Genomic DNA, 25859 nt, shown 5'->3' with positions numbered 1-25859 from the left:
TCATCTTAAGTTGGCGCGCATTTTAACAGAAAAAATGCTGACGCAAACGTTTTCTTATGGATTTAACGGTTTAAATTTGAGCAACTGGCCTTTTGAACCCGTAATTTTTTCTAATTCCTTAATTTGTCGCTCAAGTTTGGATTTAGAAACATCCGGGCCAATAATTACTCGCGTAAATGTTTTTTCTTGCTTGGTATGAGCCTGATAACCACGCTTCTGTAAATCCTTAACAACGTTTTTTGCGTTGTCAGCATTCTTCAAAGCCATCAATTGAATAATCCAAGCACTGTCTTGGTATTCATTTTTTTCAGGTACCGGCTTAACCACCACCGCCACTTTATCCGCTTCTTTGTTACTGGAAGCCGACGCAGTTTGCGTGTTTGAATTATCAGTACGACCACTTTCAACCACTTGCTCAACCGGAGAGTCCGGCAGTGCAATCTGATCTTCAACAGGATCGAGCACTTCAAACACTTCAACATTACTATCAAGCTCAGGCTTAATCGGAATGCTTGCAAACTCTTCTTTATAGTGGAGCTTCTTACCATCCAGCACATCGGGCAATACAATCACGCCAATGGCCACTAAAATGATGGTGCCGACTAATCGGCTTTGGAATTTACTTGCCATTTAGTTTCCTTTTTTCTGCCAATGCTCCAACACTTCACCCACGGTATGAAAAGAACCGACAACCAACACAACATCGTCCTCTATAACAGAAGCTAAAGCCGCTTCAAACGCTACAACAGGGTTTGAATACTGCTCTACACCTTCAGGTAAGCTTTGACACAATTCAGCGGCTGTTGCGGCTCGTGGGCCTTTCAGCGAAGCTGGGTACCAATGTGTTGTTATTGGAGCTAATACTTCCAATGTCGCGGGGATATCTTTGTCATGAAGCATGGCGACTACAACGTGTAAATTTTTGCCTGCATACTTCTTCGCTACTTGCTGCGCAAAGTACTCAGCAGAATGCGGGTTGTGTGCTACATCAAGCACAATCACCGGTTGTTCGCTAATTTGCTGCATACGCCCAGGAAGCTGCGCATTCTTCATACCGTTAACAACGTTCACATCACTAATGCTTAGTTCTGAAGTACCTAATGCCATCAGTGCGGTGGCTGCGTTCGGCAGCGGTAAGCTTGGGATAGGTAGCGATTCTAACTGGAATGCGCCACTGCGCCAGTTCCAAGTATCACCATCTACATCATAGGTGTATTGAATCCCTACTTGGTAGAACTCAGCGTTAATATCATCAGCGTGTGCCGCAACCGTAGCTGGTGGCTTGGGTTGACCACAGATAGCTGGTTTACCGCTACGATAAATGCCCGCTTTCTCAAAACCGATCACATTAATGTCATCACCTAGCCAGTCAACATGGTCGACAGCCAAGCTAGTAATCACAGAAACGTCATGCTCAACGATATTGGTCGCGTCTAAACGTCCGCCTAGACCCACTTCTAACAATACAACGTCAACCGCTTCGGTTTGAAAAGCACGTAACGCTGCTAAAGTGCCATATTCAAAAAAGCTAAGGCTGATTTCACCACGTTCTTTCTCAATGAAATCGAAAGACTGAACCATCTTTTGATCAGACAGATCTTTGCCATTGATACGAACACGTTCGTTATAGCGAATTAAGTGAGGGGAGCTGTAGACACCAACAGAGTAACCAGCATCCAATAGAATAGCTTCCATGAGTGCACATGTTGAGCCCTTGCCGTTGGTTCCAGCAACAGTAATAACATGTTGAGCAGGTTTGGTGAGGTTTGCCTTAGAGGCGACAGCTTGAACTCGGTCTAAACCAAGATCAATAGCGCTTGTGTGGATGTTTGATAAATAATCAAGCCACATCTCCAAAGAGGATGTGGCTTGAGGAATAGGTTGTTGACTCATCTAACTCATAACCATAATTAAGTAGGTTTGTTAGAAGGTACTTTACCCTTTTTCTGGCGCTTCTGGTACTTCATAAGCAGCTTCATTCGGTGAATCGTTCACAGAAACTACTAATGGTGAAGGCTGATTGGTCATTTTAGCAACAAGGCTTGCAACGCGCTGACGCATCTCACGACGGTCAACGATCATGTCGATAGCACCGTGGTCTAGTAGGAACTCACTGCGTTGGAAACCTTCAGGAAGATCTTCACGTACAGTTTGCTCGATTACACGACGTCCAGCAAAACCGATAAGCGCTTTTGGTTCACCGATATTGATATCGCCAAGCATTGCTAAACTTGCAGAAACGCCACCCATTGTTGGATCAGTCATTACTGAAACAAACGGTAGGCCTTTCGCAGATAAACGCTCTAGAGCAGCACTGGTTTTTGCCATTTGCATAAGAGACATCAATGCCTCTTGCATACGAGCACCACCACTTGCAGAGAAACAAACTAAACCACAGTTGTTCTCAATAGCTGCATCTACCGCTTTCACAAAACGAGCACCAACAACAGAACCCATTGAGCCGCCCATAAATGAGAACTCAAACGCACACGCAACGATAGGTAAACCAAGCAGTTCGCCTTTCATTGCAACTAATGCGTCTGTTTCACCACTGTTCTTTTGAGCAACAGAGATACGTTCTTTGTAACGCTTAGAGTCTTTAAACTTCAGCTTGTCTTGTGGCTCAAGATCAGTACCTAGTTCAACACGCTCACCTTTGTCTAGGAATGTATCCAGACGGCGACGTGCTTTCATACGCATGTGATGGTCACATTTTGGACATACTTCTAGGTTACGCTCTAGTTCAGCATGGTAAAGAACCTGCTCACAAGAAGTACATTTAGTCCAAACACCCTCAGGGATCGACGCTTTACGAGATGTTACGATGTTGCTTTTTTCTAAAATCTTTTCAAGCCAACTCATGGAAGACCTTTTTGTTTCGATTCCTCCGCTTGATTGCGAAAGAAATAAATTTGGGAATTATGCCGGGAATTAAAGCACATAAAACAGCGACTGTAGATAAAAAACTGGTTGTACCTATTTTCCGTGACTATTTTACGCACGAAACCGTAATGTTTTTTGAACCTAAGTCTCACATTTAGTTCAAATTATCCGGCAAAAATAGAGGGCCAATAGGCTCTCTTGGTAGTCCAAAATGTTCAGGATAATCAACATCTACTAAGTATAAGCCTTCCGCTTTCGCTGTCGCGCCTGCCACTTTTCGATCTTTAGCCTCTAAAAGCCACTGAATCCACTCTGGTTTTTGATCACCTTTACCTACCGCAATTAGGCTACCAGTAATATTCCTCACCATATGGTGAACAAACGCATTCGCTTTAATATCGATCACTATGTAATGCCCATGACGAGTCACGTTTAAGTGAATCATGTTTCTCCATGGGCTACGAGATTGACAATGTGTTGCCCTAAACGAAGTAAAGTCGTTCTCACCAAGTAAGTACTGACCCGCTTCATGCATCTTTTTCTCATCAAGGTGACCATGATAATGGCTCACACCTGAATTCAAAATGCCAGGACGTAGAGTATGGTTAAAGATAATGTAGCGATAACGGCGTGCTGTTGCAGAAAAACGAGCATGGAAATCCTCATTCACTTCTGTTGCCCAACGAACGGCAATATCTTTTGGCATGTTGGCATTTGCGCCCATTGTCCATGCAACCATTTTACGATCGACATTAGTTTCAAAGTGAACGACTTGTCCCGTACCGTGAACACCGGCATCTGTGCGACCAGCACACATAACTTCTACAGGGTGATTCGCGACAACTGAAAGAGCCTTTTCCAATTCTTCTTGGACACTTTTCACGTCTCGTTGGCGCTGCCAACCAAAGTAGTGGGTACCGTTATATTCAATACCTAAAGCAATTTTCATGTTCTTGTTCTCTTTGAAAATGGGCGAGAAGTATATACGGAAATGAGTGCTAGCCCAAATAGGATGGGGCTAAAACTTCAATAAACAATCACTACCGCCTAGACGGTGGTTTTAGCAAGCTAAATAAAATAGACGCTAACTGTATCGCCCTAAAATAAAGGGTAGCCAACGCTACCCTTTATAATTTTTTGAATTTATCGACCGTTTAACGTATCGATAAGATTCTTTGCCTCTCGACGAATATCATCACTGCCGTCAACGATAGCCTCTTCTAGAAGCTTAATTGCACCTTGTGAGTCACTCATCTCGATATAGATTTTAGCCAAATCGAGCTTACCAGCGGCTTCTGCGTTGGTGTCGACATCGTAATTACCAATGTCACCGATAACGTCTGGGAATTCATTTAGGCCAACATCTAGCTTCAACTCTTCGTCATCTGGATTAATCGCGTCTTCGCCTTCTTGCTCAACTTGAGCCATCAGCTCATCAATCGTCATGTATTGCTTATCACGACCTTTGTCTGACTCGGTTAGGTTGTCTTGTTGAGCCCAATTCTCTTGTTTGATTTTTGGTTCAGCTTGTTGATCTGCCGACGCCCAAATCTCCTGTTGATCATCAGGCACATCATTATGCATGCTCGATTGCTGCTCAGGAGCTAGGTTGAAGCCTTTCCAGTCTTCGCCGCCAACTTCAAGCATGGCGTCAATATCGAGCCCTGCACTATCAATCGATGTAGCATCCAGTGGCTTGTCGAACATGCTGTCGACAGAGTCTTGAACATCTTCAGAAAGTAATTCAGCTAATGCTGTCTCATCAAAATCCTCAAAACCTTCTAACAGATCGTCTTGAACTGTTGTAGGCACTGAGCTTAACTCAGAAGGTACTGGGCTTAATTCTGACGGAGAATCGAGTGATTCATCAGGTTGTGTGAAACTAGCCAAATCAGACTCTTCTGCACCTGGGAAGCCTTCTGCGTCTGAGAAATCTTCTGTATCCGAGAAGTCATCACCATGACTAAAACTCTGCGGGTTTGAAAATAAATCATGCAGCGCATCTTGTTCTTCACCCTGTGGGCTGAAAGAAGTCAGTGGCGTTGGTTTCTCAGCAAACGCATCGGAGATAGCTTCGTCTTCACCGTATTCCGGCAAATCAAACTCATCGAGCTCTACGCCTTGCTCTTCCGCTACAGGCTCAGCACTGCTTTGTTCGATGTCATCTAAGACTGAATCCGCTTTTGCGCTCTCTTCATCGTATTCAGGCAGGTCAAGGTCATCGAACTCAAACTTTTCGGACTCTGGAGCAAGATCTTGCTCTAACTGCGCTTCATCCGGTTCGCTAACCACTTCCGCCAACGCATCTTCTTCGCCAAACTCTGGAAGCTCTAAATCATCAAACGAGAACTCATCCTCGCCTTCTTGCCCTAGAATTTCTGCTTGTTTCGTTTCTTCAACTTGAGGAGCCGTTTCAGCTTGAGGCTCTACTTCGGCTTGCGGCTCAGGTGTTGATTCTGATTCTGTGTCTAGTTGAGCATCAACAGCAGGGACGTCTGACTCCGTTGCTACTTCAGCGTCCGCTTCCGCTAACGCATCTTCTTCACCAAACTCTGGAAGCTCTAAATCATCAAACGAGAACTCATCTTCGCCTTCTTGTCCTAGAGGTTCAGCATCTAACTGAGGTTCAACAACCGGTGTTACTGGCTCAGGGGTTACTTCGGCGTCGGTTTCCGCCAACGCATCTTCTTCACCAAACTCTGGAAGATCAAAATCATCAATCGAGAACTCGTCTTCGCCTTCTTGCTCTACCGCTTCAGCTTGTTCCGTTGCTTCTACTTGAGGTTCGGTTTCAACTTGTTGTGCAGCTTCAACTTGCGGCTCATGGTCTAACTGAGGTTCAGTATCTAACTGAGACTCAACAGCAGGAACCACAGGCTCTTCCGCTACTTCATCAACTTGTGCCAATGTTTCTTGTTGAGCCGTCTCATCTTCAATCAGCCAATCATCGTCTTCTGGCACACCGAATTCATTTGGAACGATCTCTGGCATATGTGCAGCACGAACTGGCTCTGGCTCTGGCTCTGGCTCTGGCTCTGGCTCTGGCTCTGGCTCTGGCTCTGGCAAGGATTCAACGACATCTTCAAACTGATCGCTACCTTGGATTTTCGGTTCAAAGTCAAAATCAGAGGCAACATTCGCAGGCGACTCTACATCGTCTATAGCTTCGGCTAACCAGTCTTCAACCGTCTCTTCATCATCTTCAGAGATATCATTTAAAGACGATGGCGATACTTGCTCTTCATAACTAGCAGCGATGTCTTCACGCTGTTCTTGGGCGTCGGCTTCTTTCGGCTCTGGTTCTTGCTGTACAGTTTCTTCTTGAACTCGCTCTTCAAAAACTGGTTTGTCAAAATCAGAATTTTCAGAGAGCAGTGAGTCGATATTCAGTTCATCATCTTCAACCGATGATGCGGTTTCTTCAGCGGATACTATTTCTTCCGCTGACACTTCATTGCTGTCTGAAAGAGACGCTTGCTCTGGTTCAACCGTATTTTCAATTAATGACTCAACAGGCTCTTCTGTCGCTGGCAATAAATCATTGTCATCAGAAGTCATTAACTCATCAATCAATGCTTCGTCTGTTGTTTCTAGCGAGTCATCAAGTAAAGCATCTGTTGCCGGTGCGACACCGAACAAATCATCGATAAAGTCATCACGATTAAAGGCTTCATCATTTTCTGGCTTAACGTCAGCACTGTCTTGAATCATTTCCGAATCTAACGATCCATCACTAACGACTTCAGCTTGTGGTGTTGCATTAATGTCCGATGCTTGCTCAGACTCAACTTCAGGTGTTTCTGAGGTTAACGGAGTAAGCTCGACGTCTGAATCCTTTTCGGACTCATCGCTGCCGTTGTCAAAACCAAAGGCTTCGTCTAACTCTTTATCAAACGCCTTCCCTTCAGGTTCAAGCTCGTCTTCAATGCCACTTGTCAGTAGATCATCAAATGGGTCTAAAGAGTCTGAATCTTGTTCATCGGTTTCACCGACTGATAGATCATTACCTAGCAGTTCATCTAACGTCTCGTCACCTTCGACGGTAACTTGAGCATCATTGGCGTCTTCGTCTAGAAAATCATCTAGTAAGTCTGTGCTCTCGGCATCGAGTTCAAAGTCATCATCAGAATCATCAATCAACTCATCCAAGGTTTCAGTACTGTCTTCCGAAATATCTAGCTCATCATCGGTCGACAAGCCTGAGAGTTCTTCGAGTTCAGATAATGAGTCAAAACCTAGAGGATCACTCTCAGAATCATCATCCGATTCATCTTCCAACATATCATCTAGGAGATCTGTTGAATTACTGAGATCAACATCATCCCCTGTCAATTGCTCATCGAGCAGGTCGACACTGCCTTGAGTTTCTTCACTTTCGGTTGGCAGATCAAACTGAGAAAGGATGTTATCGATATCATCATCAGACGCCAAAGCGCTGTTTAGATTCTCAGCAACCTCGTCATCATTATCGAGATTCACAGGCTCATTGACTTGATCGTTCTGAGCCGCAACCTGAGCGAAGATGTCATCAATATCATCTTCTACACTAGGAGCCGAAGGTTGTGACGTCTGCTGCTCTGAGATCAACGAATCAATATCAAATTCATCGTTGCTCACGCCCGAAGGTGCAGTATCGCTCTGTTGTTCAGAGATAAGCGCATCAATGTCAAAATCATCGGTTGCTGATGTGTCGGTATTAGAAATCGAATCACTTTGCTCTTCTGAGATTAAAGCATCAATATCGAAGCTATCATCATCTTCATCATCAAGCGCAAATAGATCATCTAATAGAGATTGGTCTAGTTCGTTAGAGCCTAGATCTTCAGTCTCAGAATCCTGTGATAGTAGCGATTCAATATCTTCATTCGACATTGAGTTATCATCTGAAAGATCAAAATCGGCCTCATCAGAACCGAGTTCGCTTTCTGATGTTTTATCGAGTGCACGCTCCATCTCTTCAAGACCAAGCGCCTTGTCATCGCCATTGACACTAATGCCGTTGCTGCTGTCTAACTCCAGATCATCGAAGTTAGTGTCTAAGTCACCATTTTCGCCAATACTCGCAAATGGGTCATCATCGTCATCATCGAGATTAAAATCGAGATCAGAATCATCTAAACCTGCAAATACATCTTCTTCAGGCGATGCTTGGTCATCAAATAACTTATCAGCATCATCTTCATTGCCAAATTGTTCATCGTCTAAAGACAATTCATTATCAAAGTCGTCCATCTCGTCGCCTAAAGCGATAGGCGCGACGCTACTTGCATCTGATTGAATTGGTTGGTCTTGTGTCGGCTGCTGCTCATCATTTTTAGAACTGCGCCCCAACAAAATCACTATGATAAGACCAAGTAGAAGGCCTGGAATAACCGCAAGAGCAGTAACTAACCAGCCATTTGATAACAATTGACCCATGGCACTTGGAGCCATTTTTGCAATCTCAGCGTTCTTTCTACGCTCTTCATCAAGCAGCTTTTCCACTTCGCTACGAATGCGGTCTTCATCACTAAGTTCTGTTTTTAGCTCATCCACTTCCAATTGAACATTCGACAACATCAGACGAAGTTGATGGTTTTTCTCTTCAAGTGACAATAGCTCAGTTTCTGAAAGCTCTAGCTGTTTCTCTAACTTATTCACCTCTCGGGTTGGAGCCGATTGAGCTTGAGATGATTGAGTTGGAGACAATGGCTTTTTAGCGGCTTCAGTAGTGCTTACTTGCTTAGCAAGAGCAACATTTTTTGCATCAGAACTCGACGCTTTTGGTTTTGAAGCGACAGGCTTACTTGCAGGAGCATCGAGCTTAGCAAGGTGCGCATTCATGATGTTAACGGCTTGCTGTGTAGAACTTGCACGTGCTTGCTCTAAAGAAGGCACTCGTAAATTACTGGCAGGCAGCAAGCTGTGGATATTCTGGTTTTCAAACGCTTGTGGATTTAGACGATAAATAGCCAACAAGGTTTGCTGAACTGAAACGGAATTATCAGGGCGTAACTTTGAGGCAATTGACCACAATGTTTCCGACCCCAAAGTTGGGCCGTAAAAACGAGAAGGCCCAGCACGATTCAATTGTGCTCTTTGAAGAGGTTCGGAAAACGTAGGCGCTGATTGTATCTGGCCATTAGGCCCTACAACTCGAATGGAATCTGCACGAACAACGGAAATCTGAGTCGCCATGAGAATGGCAAAAGGCATTAACCACGGCTTGAAAAATTGAAACATAAAAGGCTCAGCTAGGTGCTTAAATTCGAATAAATTGATGAACTGTTAAATATATCGGATAAACGACGTAAAGCTATAGAGATGAAAACAAAAAATGTGTTGCAGCGACAATATTCGCAGCAATTTCACACAATTTGACTAACAATATTTTCAATCGATTAAAAAAGCCCCACTAAAAGAGTGAGGCTTGTTTATCAAAGCAGTGAAGCTTAGAAGTAATCGCGAATCAGAACTTCAGCGATTTGAACTGCGTTTGTTGCTGCGCCTTTACGAACGTTATCAGCGACAACCCACATGTTCACACCGCTGTGATGGCTGATGTCGTTACGAATACGACCAACCATTACGTGGTCTTTACCACCAGCATCACGAACCTGAGTTGGGAAGTCTAGCGCTTGGAAAACTTCAACGCCTTCTGTGTTCTCTAGAAGCTGAATAACTTGCTCAGCACCGATTGGCGCGCGAGTTTCAATGTGTAGAGATTCAGCGTGACCATAGAACACAGGAACACGAACACAAGTCGGGTTAACCGTGATTGAAGAGTCAGCAAAGATCTTTTGAGTTTCCCAAACCATCTTCATTTCTTCACGTGTATAGCCGTTCTCTGTAAATTCATCGATTTGAGGAATACAGTTAAACGCGATCTGCTGTGAGAACGCTGACTTGTCAGCTGGCATACCGTTAAGAAGCTTAGCCGTTTGACCTGCTAGCTCATCGATACCCGGCTTACCTGCACCAGACACAGATTGGTAAGTTGAAACGTTAATACGCTCAAGGCCCACTTCATCGTGAATCGGTTTAAGCGCTACTACCATCTGAATAGTAGAACAGTTCGGGTTCGCAATGATGTTGCGGTTACGGAACTCAGCAATCGCTTCAGGGTTCACTTCAGGCACAACCAGAGGAACATCGTATTCGTAACGGAAACGTGAGGTGTTATCGATAACAACCACACCTTCGTCAGCGGCGATTGGAGCCCAACGTTCTGAAAGCTCGCTACCTGCAGAGAAAAACGCAATATGTACTTGAGACCAGTCGAAGTCTTCTACATTTTGTACTTGTATTGTTTTGCCGTTAAAACGGGAAGTTTTGCCTTCACTACGTTCACTTGCTAGTAAGTGCATTTCACCGACAGGGAATTTACGCTCTTTAAGTACTTCAAGAATGGTTTCACCAACCGCACCAGTCGCACCTAAAATAGCAATATTAAATTCTTGGCTCATTGTTTCTCTCTTTTATAAAGTTGGCTTTACCATAAAACCGAGTTTAGATAACGGCGTTAAATTACAAGATTCGTCGCCCGTTAACTCGACTGCACTGTACTCTCTGCGGTCCCAATATTCTTTACGCATCTTGTCAAAAGAACCCGGCGTAGAGATATTGCGACGGAATAAGGCGTCGTCTTTGCGCACATCATAGATCAACTGAGTCAAATTGTGCAGTGTTGCTTCATCCCAAGCTCTATCTAATTTCATTTGAGGCACTGGCGCTGTCGGTAGAAGGTCGCTTGCATAAGCACGCTGTTCAGTACCTAAAAACTCACAATAACTGTTGAAGATCATCGTGGTACCACGCGCTTTACCCTCTAAACCGTAGCCCGCTACGTGAGGTGTTGCAAAAGCGAGCAACGGAAGAAGTTCAAAGTCGACTTCAGGTTCAAACTCAAACACATCAAGAACGGCAGTGAAACCATCGGCTTTTTGCAAGCGAGCTTTTAACGCTTGGTTATCAACAACTGGGCCACGAGCCGCATTAATCAGAATTTGGTCAGCACGTAAATTGTTCAGTACTTGCTCATTGATCAAATGATGCGTTGGGAACTCACCTGTCTTAGTGATTGGCGTATGCAGAGTGATGACGTCTGACTGCTCAAGCAGAGTATCTAGCTCAGTAAATTCGCGAGTATCACCCTCTTGCTGTTTTAGAGGATCGTTCAGCAGAACTTTAATACCAATACCTTCAAGGCATTTCGCTAAGTAACTGCCTACCTGCCCACAGCCGATAATACCGACCGTTTTTTCGAATACAGAGAAACCTTGCTGCTGAGCCAACACCATCATCGCGCTGAACGCATACTCAGCCACACCCACTTTGTTACAGCCTGGAGCTGCAGTAAAGAAAATGCCACGTTCTTTCATCAATTCTTGGTCGACATGATCCATACCTGCCGTCGCTGTGCCGACAAACTTCAGCTTGTTGGCTTTGCTGATCAATGACTCGTTCACCTTGGTGACAGAGCGAATCATCAAAGCGTCTACGCCAACTAGGTCGTCAGCCGTTAATGTGCGACCAGACTTCATTGTCACTTCCCCTAGCTGGCTAAAAAGCGCTTCAGCATAAGGCATATTTTCGTCGATTAAGATTTTCATTTGGCGAGTACTTTTGTTGGGGTCTATCGACCTAAATGTGAATTGAAATGATTGTGCAAAATTCCACACACGGTGTCGAGTAGCAATTGGAATACATTATAAATAAAGAGTTGAATCGCCTAGTCGCAAAAGCAAAAGCAGTAATAAGAACGACTACCTGAAATTAGAAAACTAAAGTCAGAAGACTAAAACGAAAAATGCCCGATTGAATAAACAATCGGGCAAACATCCAGAACAAAAGGATCCTATCTCGCTCTCCAGGAGACAGAGTCTTGCGTCTGTTCAACCAGTACTAACCAAAGCCAGTACTGATCAAGCTCTGGAAACCTTTCAACTTCTAAATCTTGATTTAAAAAGCTATTTTCTAAAGCGAAGCTTACAAAGCTAGGGTTAAAAAACACGCTTAAAACCATATTTATAAAAGCTTTGTTCTGTTGGTCAGGGTTAATGAGCGACCTGTGCGTGTTGAATCAGCACTCACATCACCCACTAACGATTAACCTTTTATTAATTTAACCTTAGCTTCAATTAGCCTTGGTATTTTTTGATTACTAGCGTTGCGTTCGTACCGCCGAAACCAAAGCTGTTAGACATAACCGTTGTTAGCTCTTGTTCACGAGCTTCGGTTACGATGTCTAGGCCTTCGCCCGCTTCGTCTAGGTTTGCAACGTTAATGCTTGGTGCGATGAAGCCGTTATCAAGCATTAGCGTTGAGTAAATTGCTTCGTGTACACCAGCCGCACCTAGAGCGTGACCTGTCATCGCTTTAGTTGCTGAGATTGCTGGGCTATTGCCGCCAAAGACTTCTTGGATTGCACCAAGTTCTTTAACGTCACCAACAGGAGTTGAAGTACCGTGAGTGTTCACGTAGTCAACGCCATCAACGTTTTGCATTGCCATCTTCATACAACGAACCGCGCCTTCGCCAGAAGGAGCAACCATGTCGTAGCCATCTGAAGTCGCGCCGTAACCCACGATCTCGCCGTAGATTTTTGCGCCACGAGCAACAGCGTGCTCAAGTTCTTCGATAACTAGCATGCCGCCGCCACCAGAGATAACGAAACCGTCACGGTCAGCATCGTAAGTACGAGAAGCCAATTCTGGCGTGTCGTTGTACTTAGTAGAAAGTGCGCCCATTGCGTCGAACATCATAGTCAGAGACCAGTCCAGTTCTTCACCGCCACCAGCGAATACTACGTCTTGCTTACCAAGTTGGATAAGCTCCATTGCGTGACCGATACAGTGTGCAGATGTTGCACATGCAGAACTCATAGAGTAGTTCACACCACGGATTTTGAAAGGTGTTGCTAGACAAGCAGAAACCGTAGAAGCCATTGTACGTGGAACCATGTATGGGCCAACGCGCTTCACGCCTTTTTCACGGATGATGTCTACTGCGTTTACTTGGTTTAGAGATGAAGCACCACCTGAACCCGCTACGATACCCGTGCGGTCATTAGATACTTGATCTTCAGTTAAACCAGAGTCAGCAATTGCTTGCTCCATTGAAAGATAAGCGAATGCCGCTGCATCACCCATAAAGCGCATTTTTTTGCGATCGATATGGTCAGCAGGGTTCATTTTTAGGTTACCCCATACTTGAGAGCGCAAGCCATTTTCCTTGAACTGCTCTGAAGCGGTAATACCTGATTTACCCTCTTTCAGTGATGCTAAAACTTCTTCGACGTTGTTACCGATACTTGAAACAATACCCATACCGGTGATTACGACTCGTTTCATGTGACATTCCTATAATTCTAAATTCAGCTAGATGATAACTAAGAAGCCTAACAAAAGTGGTCAGCTTTCCTAGAAATTCGTACAATCCCTACCAACATATCGCTTCAAATCACAAAATGATAGATTTTATGACTTCAATTACTAATGCAGAACTGGAATGGAATGAGTCTGGCACGCCAGTTTCAGACCAATTTGACGACGTTTACTTCTCTAATGTTAACGGTTTAGAAGAAACTCGCTACGTCTTTTTAAAACAAAACCACCTTCCAGAGCGTTGGGTTGAACATCAACAACGCCGTTTTGTGATTGCTGAAACTGGTTTTGGTACAGGTTTAAACTTTCTCGCGGTCTGGCAATGGTTCGATGCTTTTCTTAAAGATAACCCACAAGCTATGACCAAAGAGTTACATTTCATCAGTTTTGAAAAATATCCTTTAAATAAAGATGACCTAATCAAAGCGCACCAATCGTGGCCAGAATTAGCGGAGTATGCGACACAACTCCAAGAACACTACCCGATTGCCCTGCCTGAATGTCACCGCATTGTGTTGGGCGATGGTGCTATCACGCTTGATTTGTGGTTTGGTGATATTAAGGATTGTATGCCAAACGTGCCGACCCCTCGCAAAGGTTTAGTCGATGCGTGGTTCTTAGATGGCTTTGCTCCAAGCAAAAACCCTGAAATGTGGAATCAAAACCTATTCAACGGCATGGCCAAACTGGCAAAACAAGATTGCCGCTGTGCAACGTTTACCGCTGCCGGTTTTGTTCGCCGCGGTTTAATCGAAGCCGGCTTTGCAATGAAAAAAGTTAAAGGCTTTGGTACTAAGCGTGAAATGATTGCCGGCCGACTTGACGAAAAGCACGCTCATACCAACATCAAACCTTGGTATGGCCTAGCTCAACACAGTGATTCACAAGATATCGCCATTATCGGTGGTGGTGTTGCCAGCGCTGCGCTCGCAAAAACGTTAAGCCGACGTGGTAAAAACATCACCCTTTATTGTGAACCCCCACAAGCTGCGGGCAATGCCTCAGGTAACAACCAAGGTGCCATTTATCCGCTACTCAGCGAAGCGACATCGAACGTGTCTCGCGTGTTTGGTCCAGGGTTGCTGTTTGCTCGTCAGTTTATTAATCAGGCGGCACAATCTATTGAGTTTGACTACAGTTGGTGTGGCGTTAATATTCTGATGTGGGATGAAGGCTCCACTAAAAAGCTCAATCGCATGTTAGAAGGCAATTTCCACACAGATCTGATTCAGCGTTTAACGCCAGAGCAAGCCAACGAAAAGATTGGCTTACCAGTCGATAAAGAGAGTGTCTACTTTCCACTGGGAGGTTGGTTAAGCCCTCTCCAACTGACTCAAGGTTTGATTGGCAGGTTAGAAGAGACCAACCAAGTGAGCGCGCACTATCAACATCAAGTAACGCAACTTGAATGGTTAGAAACAGAACAGCAATGGTTGCTGACGATTGAGACGCCTCAAGGTGAAATTCAAACCAAGCACGACCAAGTAGTTGTCGCGAATGGACACAAGTTCACCCAATTTGAGCAAACTCGCCCTGTACCTCTGACGCCAGTTAAAGGCCAAGTGAGTCATATTCCGACTACAGAAAACCTCAGTCAACTAAAAACGGTGTTGTGCTTTGATGGCTATCTTACGCCACAGAATCCAAATAATGGTCACCACTGTATTGGCGCGAACTACGACAAGACCAATATCGACCAAGAGTTTGATATTGAGGTTCAGCAACATAATGGTGAGCGCCTACATGGGTCGTTACCAGATCAAGCATGGACAAAAGATGTCGACACCAGTGACAATTTAGCGCGCCAAGGTATCCGCAGCGTAAGCCGTGACCACCTTCCGTTTGTCGGAAACGTTGGCGATTTTGAATCCATCAAAGAACAGTACCAAGACCTGCACAACTTCAACCCGCAACGTCACTCTGTTGATGACATTCAAACGGTAGCAAGCTTCCCTAACCTATACTGCTTTATCGGGCTAGGCTCACGTGGCTTGAGCTCTGCGCCATTATTAGCTGAAGTGTTAGCATCGCAAATTTGTGGCGATCCGCTTCCCTTACCTGTCGATGTGCTTGAGGCGATTCACCCAAGCAGAATGTGGGTGCGCAGACTGCGTAAAGGCAAAGCATTAACGGCTGGATGGGTTGCAGACAAGCACTCTAAATCAAATTCATAGTTTCTAGTTCAGCTATTCTGAACATCTGAAGTTTCTGAATATCAGAAATATCTAAAACTAAAGGCTAAAAGCTAGAAAGCCCGAGCGACACTATGTCACTCGGGCTTTTTGTTGTTCGTGTTGATCTAAACTGATGTTCTAAACGGAGCAGTATTTACAGCTTAGCAACTGCGTCTTTAATCTGTTGGGCGATCTCTTCGTTGCTGATAGCACCAGACTCAAAATCAAAGTTATCGTAGAAGCTAGGCACTGAAAGCGATGCTTTAACGTTACCACCAAAGTACGGAGCCGAACCCGTTGCTGCGCCAAGTACTGTTTGTGCGCCACCAGGGCCTGGTGATGTCGCTAAGTAAACCGCAGGTTTCTCGCCAAATACTGAACGCTCAATGCGTGTCGCCCAGTCAAATAGGTTTTTGTACGCCGCTGGGTAGTGGCCGTTGTGCTCAGCGAAAGAGATAACAAATGCGTCAGCTTCTGCTAGGTCACGTAAGAATGCTTGAGCACCTTCCGCTTGACCAATCTCTTTTTCAGTGTCTTCACTAAACATAGGAACGTTGTAATCGTTGATGTTTAGAACTTTGACTTCAGCACCTTCAATCAAGTTAGCTGCGTAAGTTGCTAGAGTTTTGTTGATAGAGGTAGAGCTGGTGCTTACGCCAAATGCAATAACTTTCATGATGTGACCTTTTCTGTGATTCCGTTAAGTGGGATTAGAATAACGTAGTCAGAAAATGGAACCATCACAAGGATTGAACGGACTCATTCAAAAAATTCGAATGAGTCTCAAATTATTGGTTCGCTCAAAAATGAGGAGGGAGAGTTGTGAGCGAATTACGGTAGACGAATAATGCTAAACGACTAAAGTTACGCTTGGTTTTGCAGCTCAACCCAAAGGTCATTAACGATCGTACGATCGGCTGGCGTCAATTCAGAACGAGCGTCTTCTAGGCTCTTCTCAATACGCAATTTAACTTCTGCTACGTCTTCAATACCGTCTTCTTCACATGAAGCTACTGAAAGAGAAATATGACCACGTAAGTAACCACCAGCAAACAGTTCATCATCTGATGCGTTTTCAATGCGAGCATCAATTAATTCAAGTAGTTTTTCTTCAAATTCGATAATCATAATATTCTCTTATTTCACAATAAATTGGCTAGTACATAAAGGCGCAACATCATAGAAGCTGCGTAATGCTTCAGAGAGCATTTTCACGCGAGGCGGCAGACCAGCTTCAAAGATACCCATGACTTCGCTGTGTACTTTATTCATAAAGGCCAAACGATCTGGCTCAAAATCGCCGTGTAGATTGTCACAGCTAACATTAAAAGGAAAGCCTGCGCTGGTCGCAATGATCCATTCATACGCTTGTGGGCGAATTTCCACTTTTTCAAACTCAGCTTGAACCGACTCAGTTCGGCCATCAGGCTCATACCAGTAACCAAAATCTTCCAATAAGCGACGCTCAGGACCAGCCACACACCAGTGCGCTATCTCGTGAAGTGCTGAAGCATAAAAGCCACGAGCAAAAACGATACGGTGATGAGGAATCTCCTCATCGGCTGGCAGGTAAATGGGCTCGTCCGCTCCCAGTTCTAGCTTAGTATTGAAGCTCTCGAAAAAGGTTTGATTGAAAATGTCGATGATGTCTGGGTATTGGTGTGTCATAAGATCAAATTTAAGTAAAAAGAACTGGGGCATTTTGCGTTTTTTTAAGCGCTCGGTAAAGCCCTATCACTGGCAATGACATTAGGTTCATCATAATACTTTACGATGACAATCGATTGCTGATCCCAGATTACACCACTTTGAGGTGAATGATTAGTTTAGCTAATCTGAAATGCCTATTCACGGTACAAATATTCATTCGTCAATCAGCGTTTTTACTACTACACTCGCGCTTCATTTTTATATCCCTACGGCCTATAAGACTCCAATTTATAGACCTAAATTATAGAGCTACAGCAATGCTACTAAGTGTTTTGTATATCATTGGCATCACGGCAGAAGCCATGACCGGTGCTCTCAGTGCTGGCAAACAAAAAATGGATTGGTTTGGTGTAATGCTGGTTGCGAGTGCAACGGCAATTGGCGGAGGTACAGTAAGAGATATTTTACTCGGCCATTACCCTTTAGGCTGGGTTGAAAACCCCCAGTATCTGGCGATCACTTGTATTGCTGGTGTTATCACAACGGGATTAGCCAAATGGGTAATCAAGCTAAAAGGCTTGTTCATTCGTTTGGATGCGTTGGGGCTTATCGTATTTAGTATCATTGGTACTAAAGTAGCGATGACCATGGGTCTGCACCCAATGATTTGTATGGTGTCTGCATTAGTAACTGGCGTGTTTGGTGGCCTGCTGCGCGATCTTATCTGTCGTCAAACGCCACTAGTCTTGCATGAAGAGTTGTACGCATCTGTCGCCCTTGTCGCTTCAGGCTTGTACTTAGGTCTTCTTGAACTAGGCATAAACGATGTGACCGCGACGATCGTGACATTGGTTGTAGGCTATTTACTGCGCATGGCAGCAGTGAGATTCAAATGGCGCTTGCCTTCGTTCCAGCTTGATCCGGAAAGCTCTGTGCATTAGATAATATATTCTCAATGACGCAGAATATAAAAAGGGTTGCTTCATTACGAAGCAACCCTTTTTGATTTCTCTCAAATCAGTTTCAAATCTGTTCTGAATAAAACGAAGCAGAACTAGATTTTTGGCGTTTCTGTTGTCACACCAAAGTTTTGACCACGGTGACGTAGTAAGTGATCAAGCAACACGATAGCCAGCATCGCTTCAGCAATAGGCACTGCACGGATACCAACACATGGATCGTGACGGCCTTTAGTGATTAGCTGCGTTGCTTCACCGTCTTTGGTGATAGTGTCACCAGGAACGGTAATGCTTGATGTGGGTTTAAGCGCAATGCTTGCCACAATATCTTGACCAGTAGAAATACCGCCTAAGATACCGCCAGCATGGTTGCTGCTGAAGCCTTCTGGAGTTAATGGATCACGATGTTCACTACCGCGTTGATTAACGACATCGAAGCCATCACCAATCTCAACACCTTTCACAGCATTGATGCTCATTAGAGCATGCGCGATATCTGCATCTAGACGATCAAAGATTGGCTCACCAAGGCCTACAGGCACTTTAGTCGCAACTACTTGAATCTTCGCACCGATCGAGTTGCCTTCTTTTAGCAAATCACGAATCAGTTGGTCAAATTCAGGTACTTTGTCGGCATCAGGACAGAAGAAAGCGTTGTTTTCGATCTCGTTCCAATCCACTTTATCAATTGAGATATCACCCATTTGAGAAAGATAAGCTTGGATTTCAACACCAAATTCTTGCTTAAGGTATTTCTTCGCAATCGCACCTGCCGCAACACGCATTGCAGTTTCACGAGCAGAAGAGCGACCGCCACCTCGGTAATCACGCACACCGTACTTTTGATGGTAGGTATAATCAGCGTGGCCAGGGCGGAACTTGTCTTTAATTTCGGAATAGTCTTTAGAGCGTTGGTCTGTATTTTCAATCAATAGACCAATAGAAGTACCCGTAGTTTGGCCTTCAAATACACCTGATAAGATTTTCACTTCATCCGCTTCACGGCGAGCCGTTGTATAACGAGAAGTACCTGGGCGACGACGATCCAAATCTCTTTGAAGGTCTGCTTCGGTAATTTCTAATCCTGGTGGGCATCCATCTACGATACATCCTAGTGCGATACCGTGACTTTCTCCGAACGTAGTCACGCGGAAATGTTGTCCGATACTGTTTCCTGCCATTACTTCCTCTAAATCAGCCATTGAGCAGAAGGTTTGATTCCTAAACCTACGGGCTAACAGCTTTACTTGTCTATTCTTCGTGAATTCATATTGGCTTTATTACCAAATGATGTAAACCCCAAAAAACCAACAATTTTAACTTTCTATTACATGAGCCGAATGAAATGAATAACGAGGGGAAATGAGTGGTGCTTTAAAGTGGTGATTTTGAATAGTTTCATGGCCAGTTAACAAAGGTTAATGAACTCGGTTTGAATACTATCTATGTTGTAGCCCAAAATAATAAGGAGAAAAGTGATGATCGAGTGGAGAGTTAAAAAATTTTCGGAGCTGTCTGTTCAAGAGCTCTATGATTTCTTACAGCAAAGAGTCGATATTTTTATCGTCGATATGAACACACCCTATAGTGATCTAGACGGCAAAGATAGCCATCCAGAAACCTATCACGTCATGGGTTATGAGAACGGGCAACTAGTAGCTTACAGTCGAATTATGGCTCAGAAGCTTGGATACCCCGTAGATGTTCTCCCTTTGCTCGATTCTGATGCAGATGATGTTTGTATCGGGCGAGTGATCGTAGCAAAGGATTATCGAGGTAAACAGATTGGTAATCAGCTGATGCAAGTAAGCTTTGATGCAACCCGCGAGGCGTACCCTGACTGTTCAATTTTTATTTCGGCACAAGCACATCTCAAAGACTACTATGGTAAATTCGGATTCAACGTTGTCACCGACAGTTATTTGGAAGATGGGTGCAGTATGTTAGGTCTTAGATATACCCCACAGCTAGTGGCCGTTTAGCAAAAGACAAAAGACAGAGGCATCGAAATACAAAAAATGGTTTTGATAGATTAAGTCGTTCTGAAATGCAAAAAACCCGACAACTCAGAGAGTTATCGGGTTTCTTTAAATAGTGGTACGCCCTGAAGGATTCGAACCTTCGACCACCTCCTTAGAAGGGAGGTGCTCTATCCAGCTGAGCTAAGGGCGCGCTACAGGGAAGGATTATACGAATTCGAATCAGTAAAGCAACGGCTTTATGTAACATTCTGATCCAAGTGAGTAAAAAAAGTGCAATAGGATTATAAGTGTTGGAAAATAGAACAAAGCAAACGTTTGCTTGATGGTAATCAAAAAGATTTTCTGGAATAATGCGCCAAAAACATCAGCCACTAACTTGAATATCAATACTAAGGAAATTCATGACTGCTCAAAATATTGATGGAAAGCTAATTTCTCAAACGGTTCGCTCTGAAGTTGCGGCTCGTGTAAAAGCTCGCACTCAAGCTGGATTACGCGCTCCGGGCCTAGCGGTTGTTTTAGTGGGTGAAGACCCTGCTTCTCAGGTTTACGTAGGAAGTAAACGTAAAGCATGTGAAGAAGTTGGCTTCGTATCTAAATCTTACGACTTGCCAGCCACTGCGACAGAAGACGAATTATTAACACTGGTAGACCAACTGAACGAAGACCCGGAGATTGACGGTATTCTTGTTCAACTTCCCCTACCAGCTGGTATTGATAGCACTCAAGTTCTTGAGCGCATCACGCCGGAAAAAGACGTTGATGGCTTCCACCCATACAACGTAGGTCGTTTGGCTCAGCGTATGCCTAAGCTTCGCTCTTGTACGCCTAAAGGCATCATTACGCTGCTTGACCGTTATAACATCGACTTACGTGGCAAACACGCGGTTGTGGTTGGCGCATCAAACATCGTAGGCCGCCCAATGACGTTAGAGCTTCTTCTAGCCGGTTGTACGACGACAACATGTCACCGCTTCACCAAAGACCTTGAGGGTCATGTACGTCAAGCAGATGTTGTTGTTGTAGCAGTTGGTAAGCCTAACTTCATTCCTGGTGCTTGGATTAAGAAAGGGGCTGTTGTGGTCGATGTAGGCATCAACCGTTTGGAATCTGGCAAACTCGTTGGCGACGTTGAATACGATGTCGCGAAAGAGAGCGCAAGCTTCATCACACCAGTTCCGGGTGGTGTTGGTCCAATGACTGTAGCAAGCCTAATTGAGAACACAATGATTGCTTGTGAGCAGTTTCACTCGAAATAGTCCGCAATGACAGCTTCGATAGTAATACCGTTGGCATGAATTGCCTCGCCCTAGAGTAAAGTAAGCTAGAGCAGAATTAGAAAGCCGCAACGTGATGAACGTTGCGGCTTTTTTGAATCAGGGCAACTCGCTTCTGATGCAGTGCTCTTTGCTACTTATCTGGTATCTCGATTTTTTCCGTCTGTTCAGAAGGCGGCAATAAACTAATGATCGCACACTCCGTTGATACCAGTTTTTCCAAATCAGAACCTTGTGTCACTAAACGGAAATCACCGCCAGTAATCACACCGAGTGGAATCGCTTTAGGATACAGGGCGTTAAACTCATTAAGGTCAAACGCTTCGGTCAAACCTGTACTCTTTATTTGGCAGCCTTGAGCCATCAAGGAGTTAAGCTTGGAATAGGTAATTCCTTCCGAAAACAGACTTCTGTTGCCATCTCGACTCACTGAATGCCTTTCGTGTTTAGTTTCTGTCGATTCAAGCTCAAACACCTTGTTTTCACCAAACTCATCTTGATAATGCATACTGACTAATGGGTTGGTTTGACGATAAGGCGAGACGATCATGGCGCGCCCTAGCCCATCCAATTCCAGATTATTTTCCGCGTGATTTGAGGCTGGGTTACCAAAATAGACATTCAGATTATCCATACGCGCTAAGCGAATGCTCTCCCAGTTGGTATCAGCAAGCACACTGTTGATGCTGTGTGTCGCCAGCACTTTGGCAAACTGGCGTGAAAAATGAGTCGCACCAAAGAAGATAACCCCTTGTGCTTTCTCTTGAGTCACACCCAACCTTCTCGCCCACCAACTCGCGGTTAGGCTCTGAATCACAACCGTACCAATAATGACCAAGAACACCATGGGCACCAGTAGATCCGCCCCTTCGATTAATTGCTTCTCTTGAAGTTTGATAGCAAACAGAGAAGAAACTGCGGCAGCAACGATCCCGCGCGGTGCCATCCAGCTCAAAAACCATTTATCTGCTGAGGTAAGATCCGTGCCGATCCCGCTGATCCACACACTCAAAGGACGAGCCACCAGCATGACGACCGCTAATAAGCCAATACCACCCCAACCTATTGAGAGAAAAGTCCCTGAATCAAGCCTGCTAGCTAACAGAATAAACAACGCAGAAATGAGTAACACGGTTAAGGTCTCTTTGAACTCAATAATGTCTTCAAGATCCAAGCCTTTCACGTTGGCGAGCCAGATGCCCATGATGGTCACGGTTAATAGGCCAGACTCTTCACTCAGATCATTAGAAAAAGAGAATGCCGACAACATCAACGTCAAGACTGCGACGTTACGCAAATAGTGCGGAACCCAATGCCCTTGCAGCATCTTGGCAATCAAATAGCCACCGATGATCCCTAAGCCTAAACCGATGGCTAGAGTCAGCCCCAAGGCCGACAGTACATGGCTTGTAGGATCGGCTGAAGAGACAATGTATTCGTAAACGAGAACGGCAAACAGAGCGCCAATCGGATCAATCACTATCCCTTCCCAGCGCAAGATACTGCCTAAGGAAGATTTAGGTTGAATGCTGCGCAGCATGGGAACAATAACAGTTGGCCCCGTCACCACCACTAAGGCAGCAAACAGCGCGGCTAATGGCCAACTGAAGTCCACAAAGTAATAAGCACCAACAACAATACACGCCCAAGTAATCAGCATGCCGAAACTCACGAGGTGCGTCACCATACGACCATGACCTCTTATTTCCTTGAAATTCAGGGTCAATGCACCTTCAAACAGAATAATAGCGACCCCTAATGAAATCAGCGGAAATAGCACGTCACCAAAAATGGCATCGGGATTAAGGATGTTAAGACCGGGACCTAAAAGTAGGCCGACAATAAGAAGAGGAAGAATAGCAGGAAGACGTAAGCGCCAGCCTAACAATTGACACGTTAAGGACAGCAGTCCAATTAACGCCAAGGATGAAGTAATCGACAAATCCATTTGTGCCCCTAAAAAATTTGCACCACACCTTGTGATACAAACCTATTTGCTGAAACAAGAAAGCCTATGTCATTAAACTATAGGCTCTCTTTTTCATGCTAACCGAATATTAGTGTGATTAATCAGTCACTTTACTATAGGGGAAATAAAGTGACTGACTCATCCACTCTGTACTTATCATCTAGCTACAGAGAAAGCACCACGCCAGCGATCGCAGCGCTCATTAAGTTGGCAAGCACACCCGCACAAATCGCTTTGAAGCCATATTGTGAGATGAAAGAGCGACGCTCAGGAACTAAGCTACCCAAACCGCCAATCAGAATCGCCATGGTAGAGATGTTAGCAAAACCACATAGTGCAAAAGTAACGATCGCTTTTGAGTGCTCACTCAGTGCATCTTTTACGTCCATTAACTGGATGAAAGCCACAAACTCATTCACAACGATTTTGTTACCGATCAGCGAGCCTGCAACCACAGCTTCAGACCACGGTACACCGATCAGCCATGCAACGGGTGCGAACACATAACCTAGGATAAGTTCGAAGCTTAGGTTTACGCCAAACCAGCCACCAACAATACCTAACAAGCCATTCAGCATCGCAATCACACTGATAAAGGCTAGAAGTGTCGCACCCACCGCAACGGCAATACGAAGTCCAGACATAGCCCCATCTGCCATTGCCTCAACTACGTTTGTTGCTCGTGGAATCTCTACACCAGACTCAATATTTTCTTGAACATCCTCTGGGCTGCCTGGTACTAAGATTTTAGCCATCAATAGACCAGCTGGTGCCGACATGAATGCCGCAGCGATCAGATAGTTTAGGTCAACACCCAGCGATGCATAACCCACTAGCGTGCCGCCAGCAACAGAAGCCAAACCACATACCATCACAGCAAACAGTTGTGAGTCCGTCATATGTTTTAGGTAAGGCTTAACCACCAATGGTGCTTCAATCATACCAACAAAGATGTTCGCCGTTGCAGACAGTGACTCCGCACGACCTGTACCCAAGAACTTTTGCAAAGCACCGCCGATAAGGTTGATCACCTTTGGCATAAACCCGATGTGGTACAAACCTGAAATCAGTGCAGAGAAAAAGATAATGATGCCGAGAACGTTAATAGCGAAAACAAATCCGTTATTCGTTAGGCCACCAAATAGGAAGTTAATCCCCTCTTGACCGTAGTTGATCAAGCTAGACACCGCACCAGTAGCTGCATTCAGCGCTTCTTTACCCATTGGCACATAAAGAACCAATAGCGCGAATGAGATTTGCAGTAAGAAAGCCAAAGAGACGGTTCTTAGCGGAATATTTTTTCTGTCCGTAGATAGTAACCAAGCGGCTACTAAAATAGTGATAATTCCAAGTAGGGAAGCCATATGCGTCAACCTAAAAGTTGTAGGTAGGAAAGGCGACGCATTGTATAGAGGAAATCGTTTGCGGCAAGGTGCGGTTGTTAATGTGATGTTGGGATTATCAGCAACTTGCCCAAGGTTAGATTAACGCATTGAATTTTAATGGATTAACTTGTTCAAAAAGCATACTTTTTCCATATGGAAATTATATTTATGAATTAGGAAACAATTAACGATGCAGCTCAACGCAAGTTTTGAGGTTTTTGTCCCAATACGTCGGCGAACCAACATGCTGTTTGATGAACTCAATCACTGCTGAAAGCTTCTTTGGCATGTTCTTTCGACTCGGATAGACGGCATAGAATGGCATCAACTGACTGGCTCTCCATTCTGGTAATACTTGGATTAACTTGCCTGTTCTAAACTCCTCTTTGACTAAATAAGTCGCCAAATAAGCAACACCCCACCCAGATACAGCTGCGTCTCGTACCGCCTCAGCCAAATCCACCGAGTAATCGCCCGCCACTTTGACACTGAGGTTTTCTTGCCCGTTATCAAACGCCCATGACGTGTAGTCTCGTTCACGGCTGCGATAGATAAGACAGTTATGGTCAATCAGATCAGATGGCACATGAGGAGTACCAGCTTTAATCAGATAATCCGGTGATGCGGCTACCACAAATTGGCTGTCGGCTAAACGCTGCGCAATATAACCTTCTGGCAGGTCTTCATTATTGGTGATCCAAAGATCCAAGCGCTCCTCAATCATATCCACTTTGTAATCGAACAAATGCACTTCAATTCTCAGCTGCGGATAGAGCTGTCTGAGCTGATCAATCGCTGGAATGATATGCAGTGTGCCAAATGACTGAGACAAGCCTATGCGGAATATTCCAGAAATGTCGTCACGCTGGCTATCCATATCCATTTGAGCCGCTTTCACCGTATTGAACAGCTGCTCACAATGCTGATAGAACACTTCCCCTGCTTCAGTTAGTGTCAGGCTGCGTGTGGTTCTTTGCACCAGCTTGATACCTATCGAATCCTCGAGCAAAGCAACTTGCTTACTGATGTGAGACACCGACACATTCAAACTTTTTGCTGCACTGGTAAAGCCTTCATGCTTGATTAACGCATGGAATATCACCATCTGTGCGGCTCTATCTGTTAGCACAAGGCCACCTTTAAAAATCTCTGAAATATAAAAGAAAAAGGACTCCGAAGAGTCCTTTAGTTCGTTCTGCCTATGGTAGACCAAATG

General features: G+C 44.6%; 19 protein-coding genes and 1 tRNA gene. 4 read left to right on the top strand and 16 right to left on the bottom strand.

Features of this window, described 5'->3' with window-relative positions; genetic code table 11:
• Positions 1-54 precede the first annotated feature (54 nt).
• From ACED60_RS04740 to fabB, 8 genes are all read right to left on the bottom strand, one after another.
• Entirely contained in the window at positions 55-630 is a 576-nt protein-coding gene (locus ACED60_RS04740) for an SPOR domain-containing protein (RefSeq protein WP_012603487.1), read from the bottom strand.
• Positions 631-1893, bottom strand: coding sequence for a bifunctional tetrahydrofolate synthase/dihydrofolate synthase (gene folC, locus ACED60_RS04735; protein WP_371727036.1), 1263 nt, complete (start codon positions 1891-1893; stop codon positions 631-633). It abuts the gene before it with no gap.
• 42 nt (positions 1894-1935) lie between these two features.
• Positions 1936-2862, bottom strand: coding sequence for an acetyl-CoA carboxylase, carboxyltransferase subunit beta (gene accD, locus ACED60_RS04730; protein WP_009848681.1), 927 nt, complete (start codon positions 2860-2862; stop codon positions 1936-1938).
• Between the two features lie 175 nt (positions 2863-3037).
• Positions 3038-3832, bottom strand: coding sequence for a tRNA pseudouridine(38-40) synthase TruA (truA, locus tag ACED60_RS04725; RefSeq protein WP_371727035.1), 795 nt, complete (start codon positions 3830-3832; stop codon positions 3038-3040).
• Positions 3833-4026: 194 nt separating this feature from the next.
• A complete protein-coding gene (locus tag ACED60_RS04720; protein WP_371727034.1) occupies positions 4027-9105 on the bottom strand; it encodes a FimV/HubP family polar landmark protein in 5079 nt (1692 codons plus the stop codon).
• 209 nt (positions 9106-9314) lie between these two features.
• A complete protein-coding gene (locus ACED60_RS04715) occupies positions 9315-10328 on the bottom strand; it encodes an aspartate-semialdehyde dehydrogenase (protein ID WP_012603484.1) in 1014 nt (337 codons plus the stop codon).
• A 12-nt stretch (positions 10329-10340) separates the two neighbouring features.
• Positions 10341-11474, bottom strand: a complete 1134-nt coding sequence (locus ACED60_RS04710; protein WP_371727033.1) for a 4-phosphoerythronate dehydrogenase — start codon at positions 11472-11474, stop codon at positions 10341-10343.
• A gap of 528 nt (positions 11475-12002) precedes the next feature.
• Complete coding sequence (gene fabB / locus ACED60_RS04705; RefSeq protein WP_009848735.1) at positions 12003-13214, bottom strand: beta-ketoacyl-ACP synthase I; 1212 nt, start codon at positions 13212-13214, stop codon at positions 12003-12005.
• 128 nt (positions 13215-13342) lie between these two features.
• On the opposite strand from fabB, the gene mnmC reads away from it, so the two are divergent.
• A complete protein-coding gene (mnmC, locus tag ACED60_RS04700; RefSeq protein ID WP_371727032.1) occupies positions 13343-15421 on the top strand; it encodes a bifunctional tRNA (5-methylaminomethyl-2-thiouridine)(34)-methyltransferase MnmD/FAD-dependent 5-carboxymethylaminomethyl-2-thiouridine(34) oxidoreductase MnmC in 2079 nt (692 codons plus the stop codon).
• Positions 15422-15575: 154 nt separating this feature from the next.
• Here mnmC and ACED60_RS04695 read toward each other — a convergent pair whose 3' ends face one another.
• The 3 genes from ACED60_RS04695 to ACED60_RS04685 form a co-directional block, all read right to left on the bottom strand.
• Positions 15576-16097: an NADPH-dependent FMN reductase gene (locus tag ACED60_RS04695; protein ID WP_371727031.1), complete on the bottom strand. Its 522-nt coding sequence runs from the start codon at positions 16095-16097 to the stop codon at positions 15576-15578.
• A gap of 188 nt (positions 16098-16285) precedes the next feature.
• Positions 16286-16549: a YfcL family protein gene (locus ACED60_RS04690; RefSeq protein ID WP_009848738.1), complete on the bottom strand. Its 264-nt coding sequence runs from the start codon at positions 16547-16549 to the stop codon at positions 16286-16288.
• Positions 16550-16558: 9 nt separating this feature from the next.
• Positions 16559-17089 carry an elongation factor P hydroxylase gene (locus ACED60_RS04685; protein ID WP_012603480.1) on the bottom strand — a complete coding sequence of 177 codons (531 nt, stop codon included), beginning with the start codon at positions 17087-17089 and terminating at the stop codon, positions 16559-16561.
• A gap of 299 nt (positions 17090-17388) precedes the next feature.
• Between ACED60_RS04685 and ACED60_RS04680 the strand changes: the two genes are divergently transcribed.
• A complete protein-coding gene (locus ACED60_RS04680; protein WP_004734183.1) occupies positions 17389-18012 on the top strand; it encodes a trimeric intracellular cation channel family protein in 624 nt (207 codons plus the stop codon).
• Positions 18013-18125: 113 nt separating this feature from the next.
• Here the strand turns inward: ACED60_RS04680 and aroC are convergent, their stop codons facing one another.
• On the bottom strand, positions 18126-19211 hold the full coding sequence (gene aroC / locus ACED60_RS04675; protein WP_004734182.1) for a chorismate synthase: 1086 nt from the start codon (positions 19209-19211) through the stop codon (positions 18126-18128).
• A 297-nt stretch (positions 19212-19508) separates the two neighbouring features.
• Between aroC and ACED60_RS04670 the strand changes: the two genes are divergently transcribed.
• On the top strand, positions 19509-20012 hold the full coding sequence (locus ACED60_RS04670) for a GNAT family N-acetyltransferase (RefSeq protein ID WP_371727029.1): 504 nt from the start codon (positions 19509-19511) through the stop codon (positions 20010-20012).
• 113 nt (positions 20013-20125) lie between these two features.
• On the opposite strand, the gene ACED60_RS04665 is transcribed toward ACED60_RS04670, so the two are convergent.
• Positions 20126-20202, bottom strand: a tRNA-Arg gene (locus tag ACED60_RS04665).
• 211 nt (positions 20203-20413) lie between these two features.
• On the opposite strand from ACED60_RS04665, the gene folD reads away from it, so the two are divergent.
• Positions 20414-21271, top strand: coding sequence for a bifunctional methylenetetrahydrofolate dehydrogenase/methenyltetrahydrofolate cyclohydrolase FolD (gene folD, locus ACED60_RS04660; RefSeq protein WP_012603477.1), 858 nt, complete (start codon positions 20414-20416; stop codon positions 21269-21271).
• 151 nt (positions 21272-21422) lie between these two features.
• Here folD and ACED60_RS04655 read toward each other — a convergent pair whose 3' ends face one another.
• From ACED60_RS04655 to ACED60_RS04645, 3 genes are all read right to left on the bottom strand, one after another.
• On the bottom strand, positions 21423-23237 hold the full coding sequence (locus ACED60_RS04655; protein ID WP_371727028.1) for a cation:proton antiporter: 1815 nt from the start codon (positions 23235-23237) through the stop codon (positions 21423-21425).
• Positions 23238-23422: 185 nt separating this feature from the next.
• Complete coding sequence (locus tag ACED60_RS04650) at positions 23423-24622, bottom strand: NupC/NupG family nucleoside CNT transporter (protein ID WP_102582663.1); 1200 nt, start codon at positions 24620-24622, stop codon at positions 23423-23425.
• A 205-nt stretch (positions 24623-24827) separates the two neighbouring features.
• Entirely contained in the window at positions 24828-25748 is a 921-nt protein-coding gene (locus ACED60_RS04645; protein WP_009848494.1) for a LysR family transcriptional regulator, read from the bottom strand.
• Positions 25749-25859 lie beyond the last annotated feature (111 nt).

This window comes from Vibrio sp. 1F279 (genome assembly GCF_041439815.1).
Classification (GTDB): Bacteria; Pseudomonadota; Gammaproteobacteria; order Enterobacterales; family Vibrionaceae; genus Vibrio; species Vibrio tasmaniensis_A.
This window is presented reverse-complemented; position numbering and strand designations above follow the sequence as displayed.

Bases quoted from the DNA above. Each gene is read 5' to 3' on its own strand.
- ACED60_RS04740 (WP_012603487.1), bottom strand. From the start codon at position 630: ATGGCAAGTAAATTCCAAAGCCGATTAGTCGGCACCATCATTTTAGTG.
- folC (WP_371727036.1), bottom strand. From the start codon at position 1,893: ATGAGTCAACAACCTATTCCTCAAGCCACATCCTCTTTGGAGATGTGG.
- accD (WP_009848681.1), bottom strand. From the start codon at position 2,862: ATGAGTTGGCTTGAAAAGATTTTAGAAAAAAGCAACATCGTAACATCT.
- truA (WP_371727035.1), bottom strand. From the start codon at position 3,832: ATGAAAATTGCTTTAGGTATTGAATATAACGGTACCCACTACTTTGGT.
- ACED60_RS04720 (WP_371727034.1), bottom strand. From the start codon at position 9,105: ATGTTTCAATTTTTCAAGCCGTGGTTAATGCCTTTTGCCATTCTCATG.
- ACED60_RS04715 (WP_012603484.1), bottom strand. From the start codon at position 10,328: ATGAGCCAAGAATTTAATATTGCTATTTTAGGTGCGACTGGTGCGGTT.
- ACED60_RS04710 (WP_371727033.1), bottom strand. From the start codon at position 11,474: ATGAAAATCTTAATCGACGAAAATATGCCTTATGCTGAAGCGCTTTTT.
- fabB (WP_009848735.1), bottom strand. From the start codon at position 13,214: ATGAAACGAGTCGTAATCACCGGTATGGGTATTGTTTCAAGTATCGGT.
- mnmC (WP_371727032.1), top strand. From the start codon at position 13,343: ATGACTTCAATTACTAATGCAGAACTGGAATGGAATGAGTCTGGCACG.
- ACED60_RS04695 (WP_371727031.1), bottom strand. From the start codon at position 16,097: ATGAAAGTTATTGCATTTGGCGTAAGCACCAGCTCTACCTCTATCAAC.
- ACED60_RS04690 (WP_009848738.1), bottom strand. From the start codon at position 16,549: ATGATTATCGAATTTGAAGAAAAACTACTTGAATTAATTGATGCTCGC.
- ACED60_RS04685 (WP_012603480.1), bottom strand. From the start codon at position 17,089: ATGACACACCAATACCCAGACATCATCGACATTTTCAATCAAACCTTT.
- ACED60_RS04680 (WP_004734183.1), top strand. From the start codon at position 17,389: ATGCTACTAAGTGTTTTGTATATCATTGGCATCACGGCAGAAGCCATG.
- aroC (WP_004734182.1), bottom strand. From the start codon at position 19,211: ATGGCAGGAAACAGTATCGGACAACATTTCCGCGTGACTACGTTCGGA.
- ACED60_RS04670 (WP_371727029.1), top strand. From the start codon at position 19,509: ATGATCGAGTGGAGAGTTAAAAAATTTTCGGAGCTGTCTGTTCAAGAG.
- folD (WP_012603477.1), top strand. From the start codon at position 20,414: ATGACTGCTCAAAATATTGATGGAAAGCTAATTTCTCAAACGGTTCGC.
- ACED60_RS04655 (WP_371727028.1), bottom strand. From the start codon at position 23,237: ATGGATTTGTCGATTACTTCATCCTTGGCGTTAATTGGACTGCTGTCC.
- ACED60_RS04650 (WP_102582663.1), bottom strand. From the start codon at position 24,622: ATGGCTTCCCTACTTGGAATTATCACTATTTTAGTAGCCGCTTGGTTA.
- ACED60_RS04645 (WP_009848494.1), bottom strand. From the start codon at position 25,748: ATGGTGATATTCCATGCGTTAATCAAGCATGAAGGCTTTACCAGTGCA.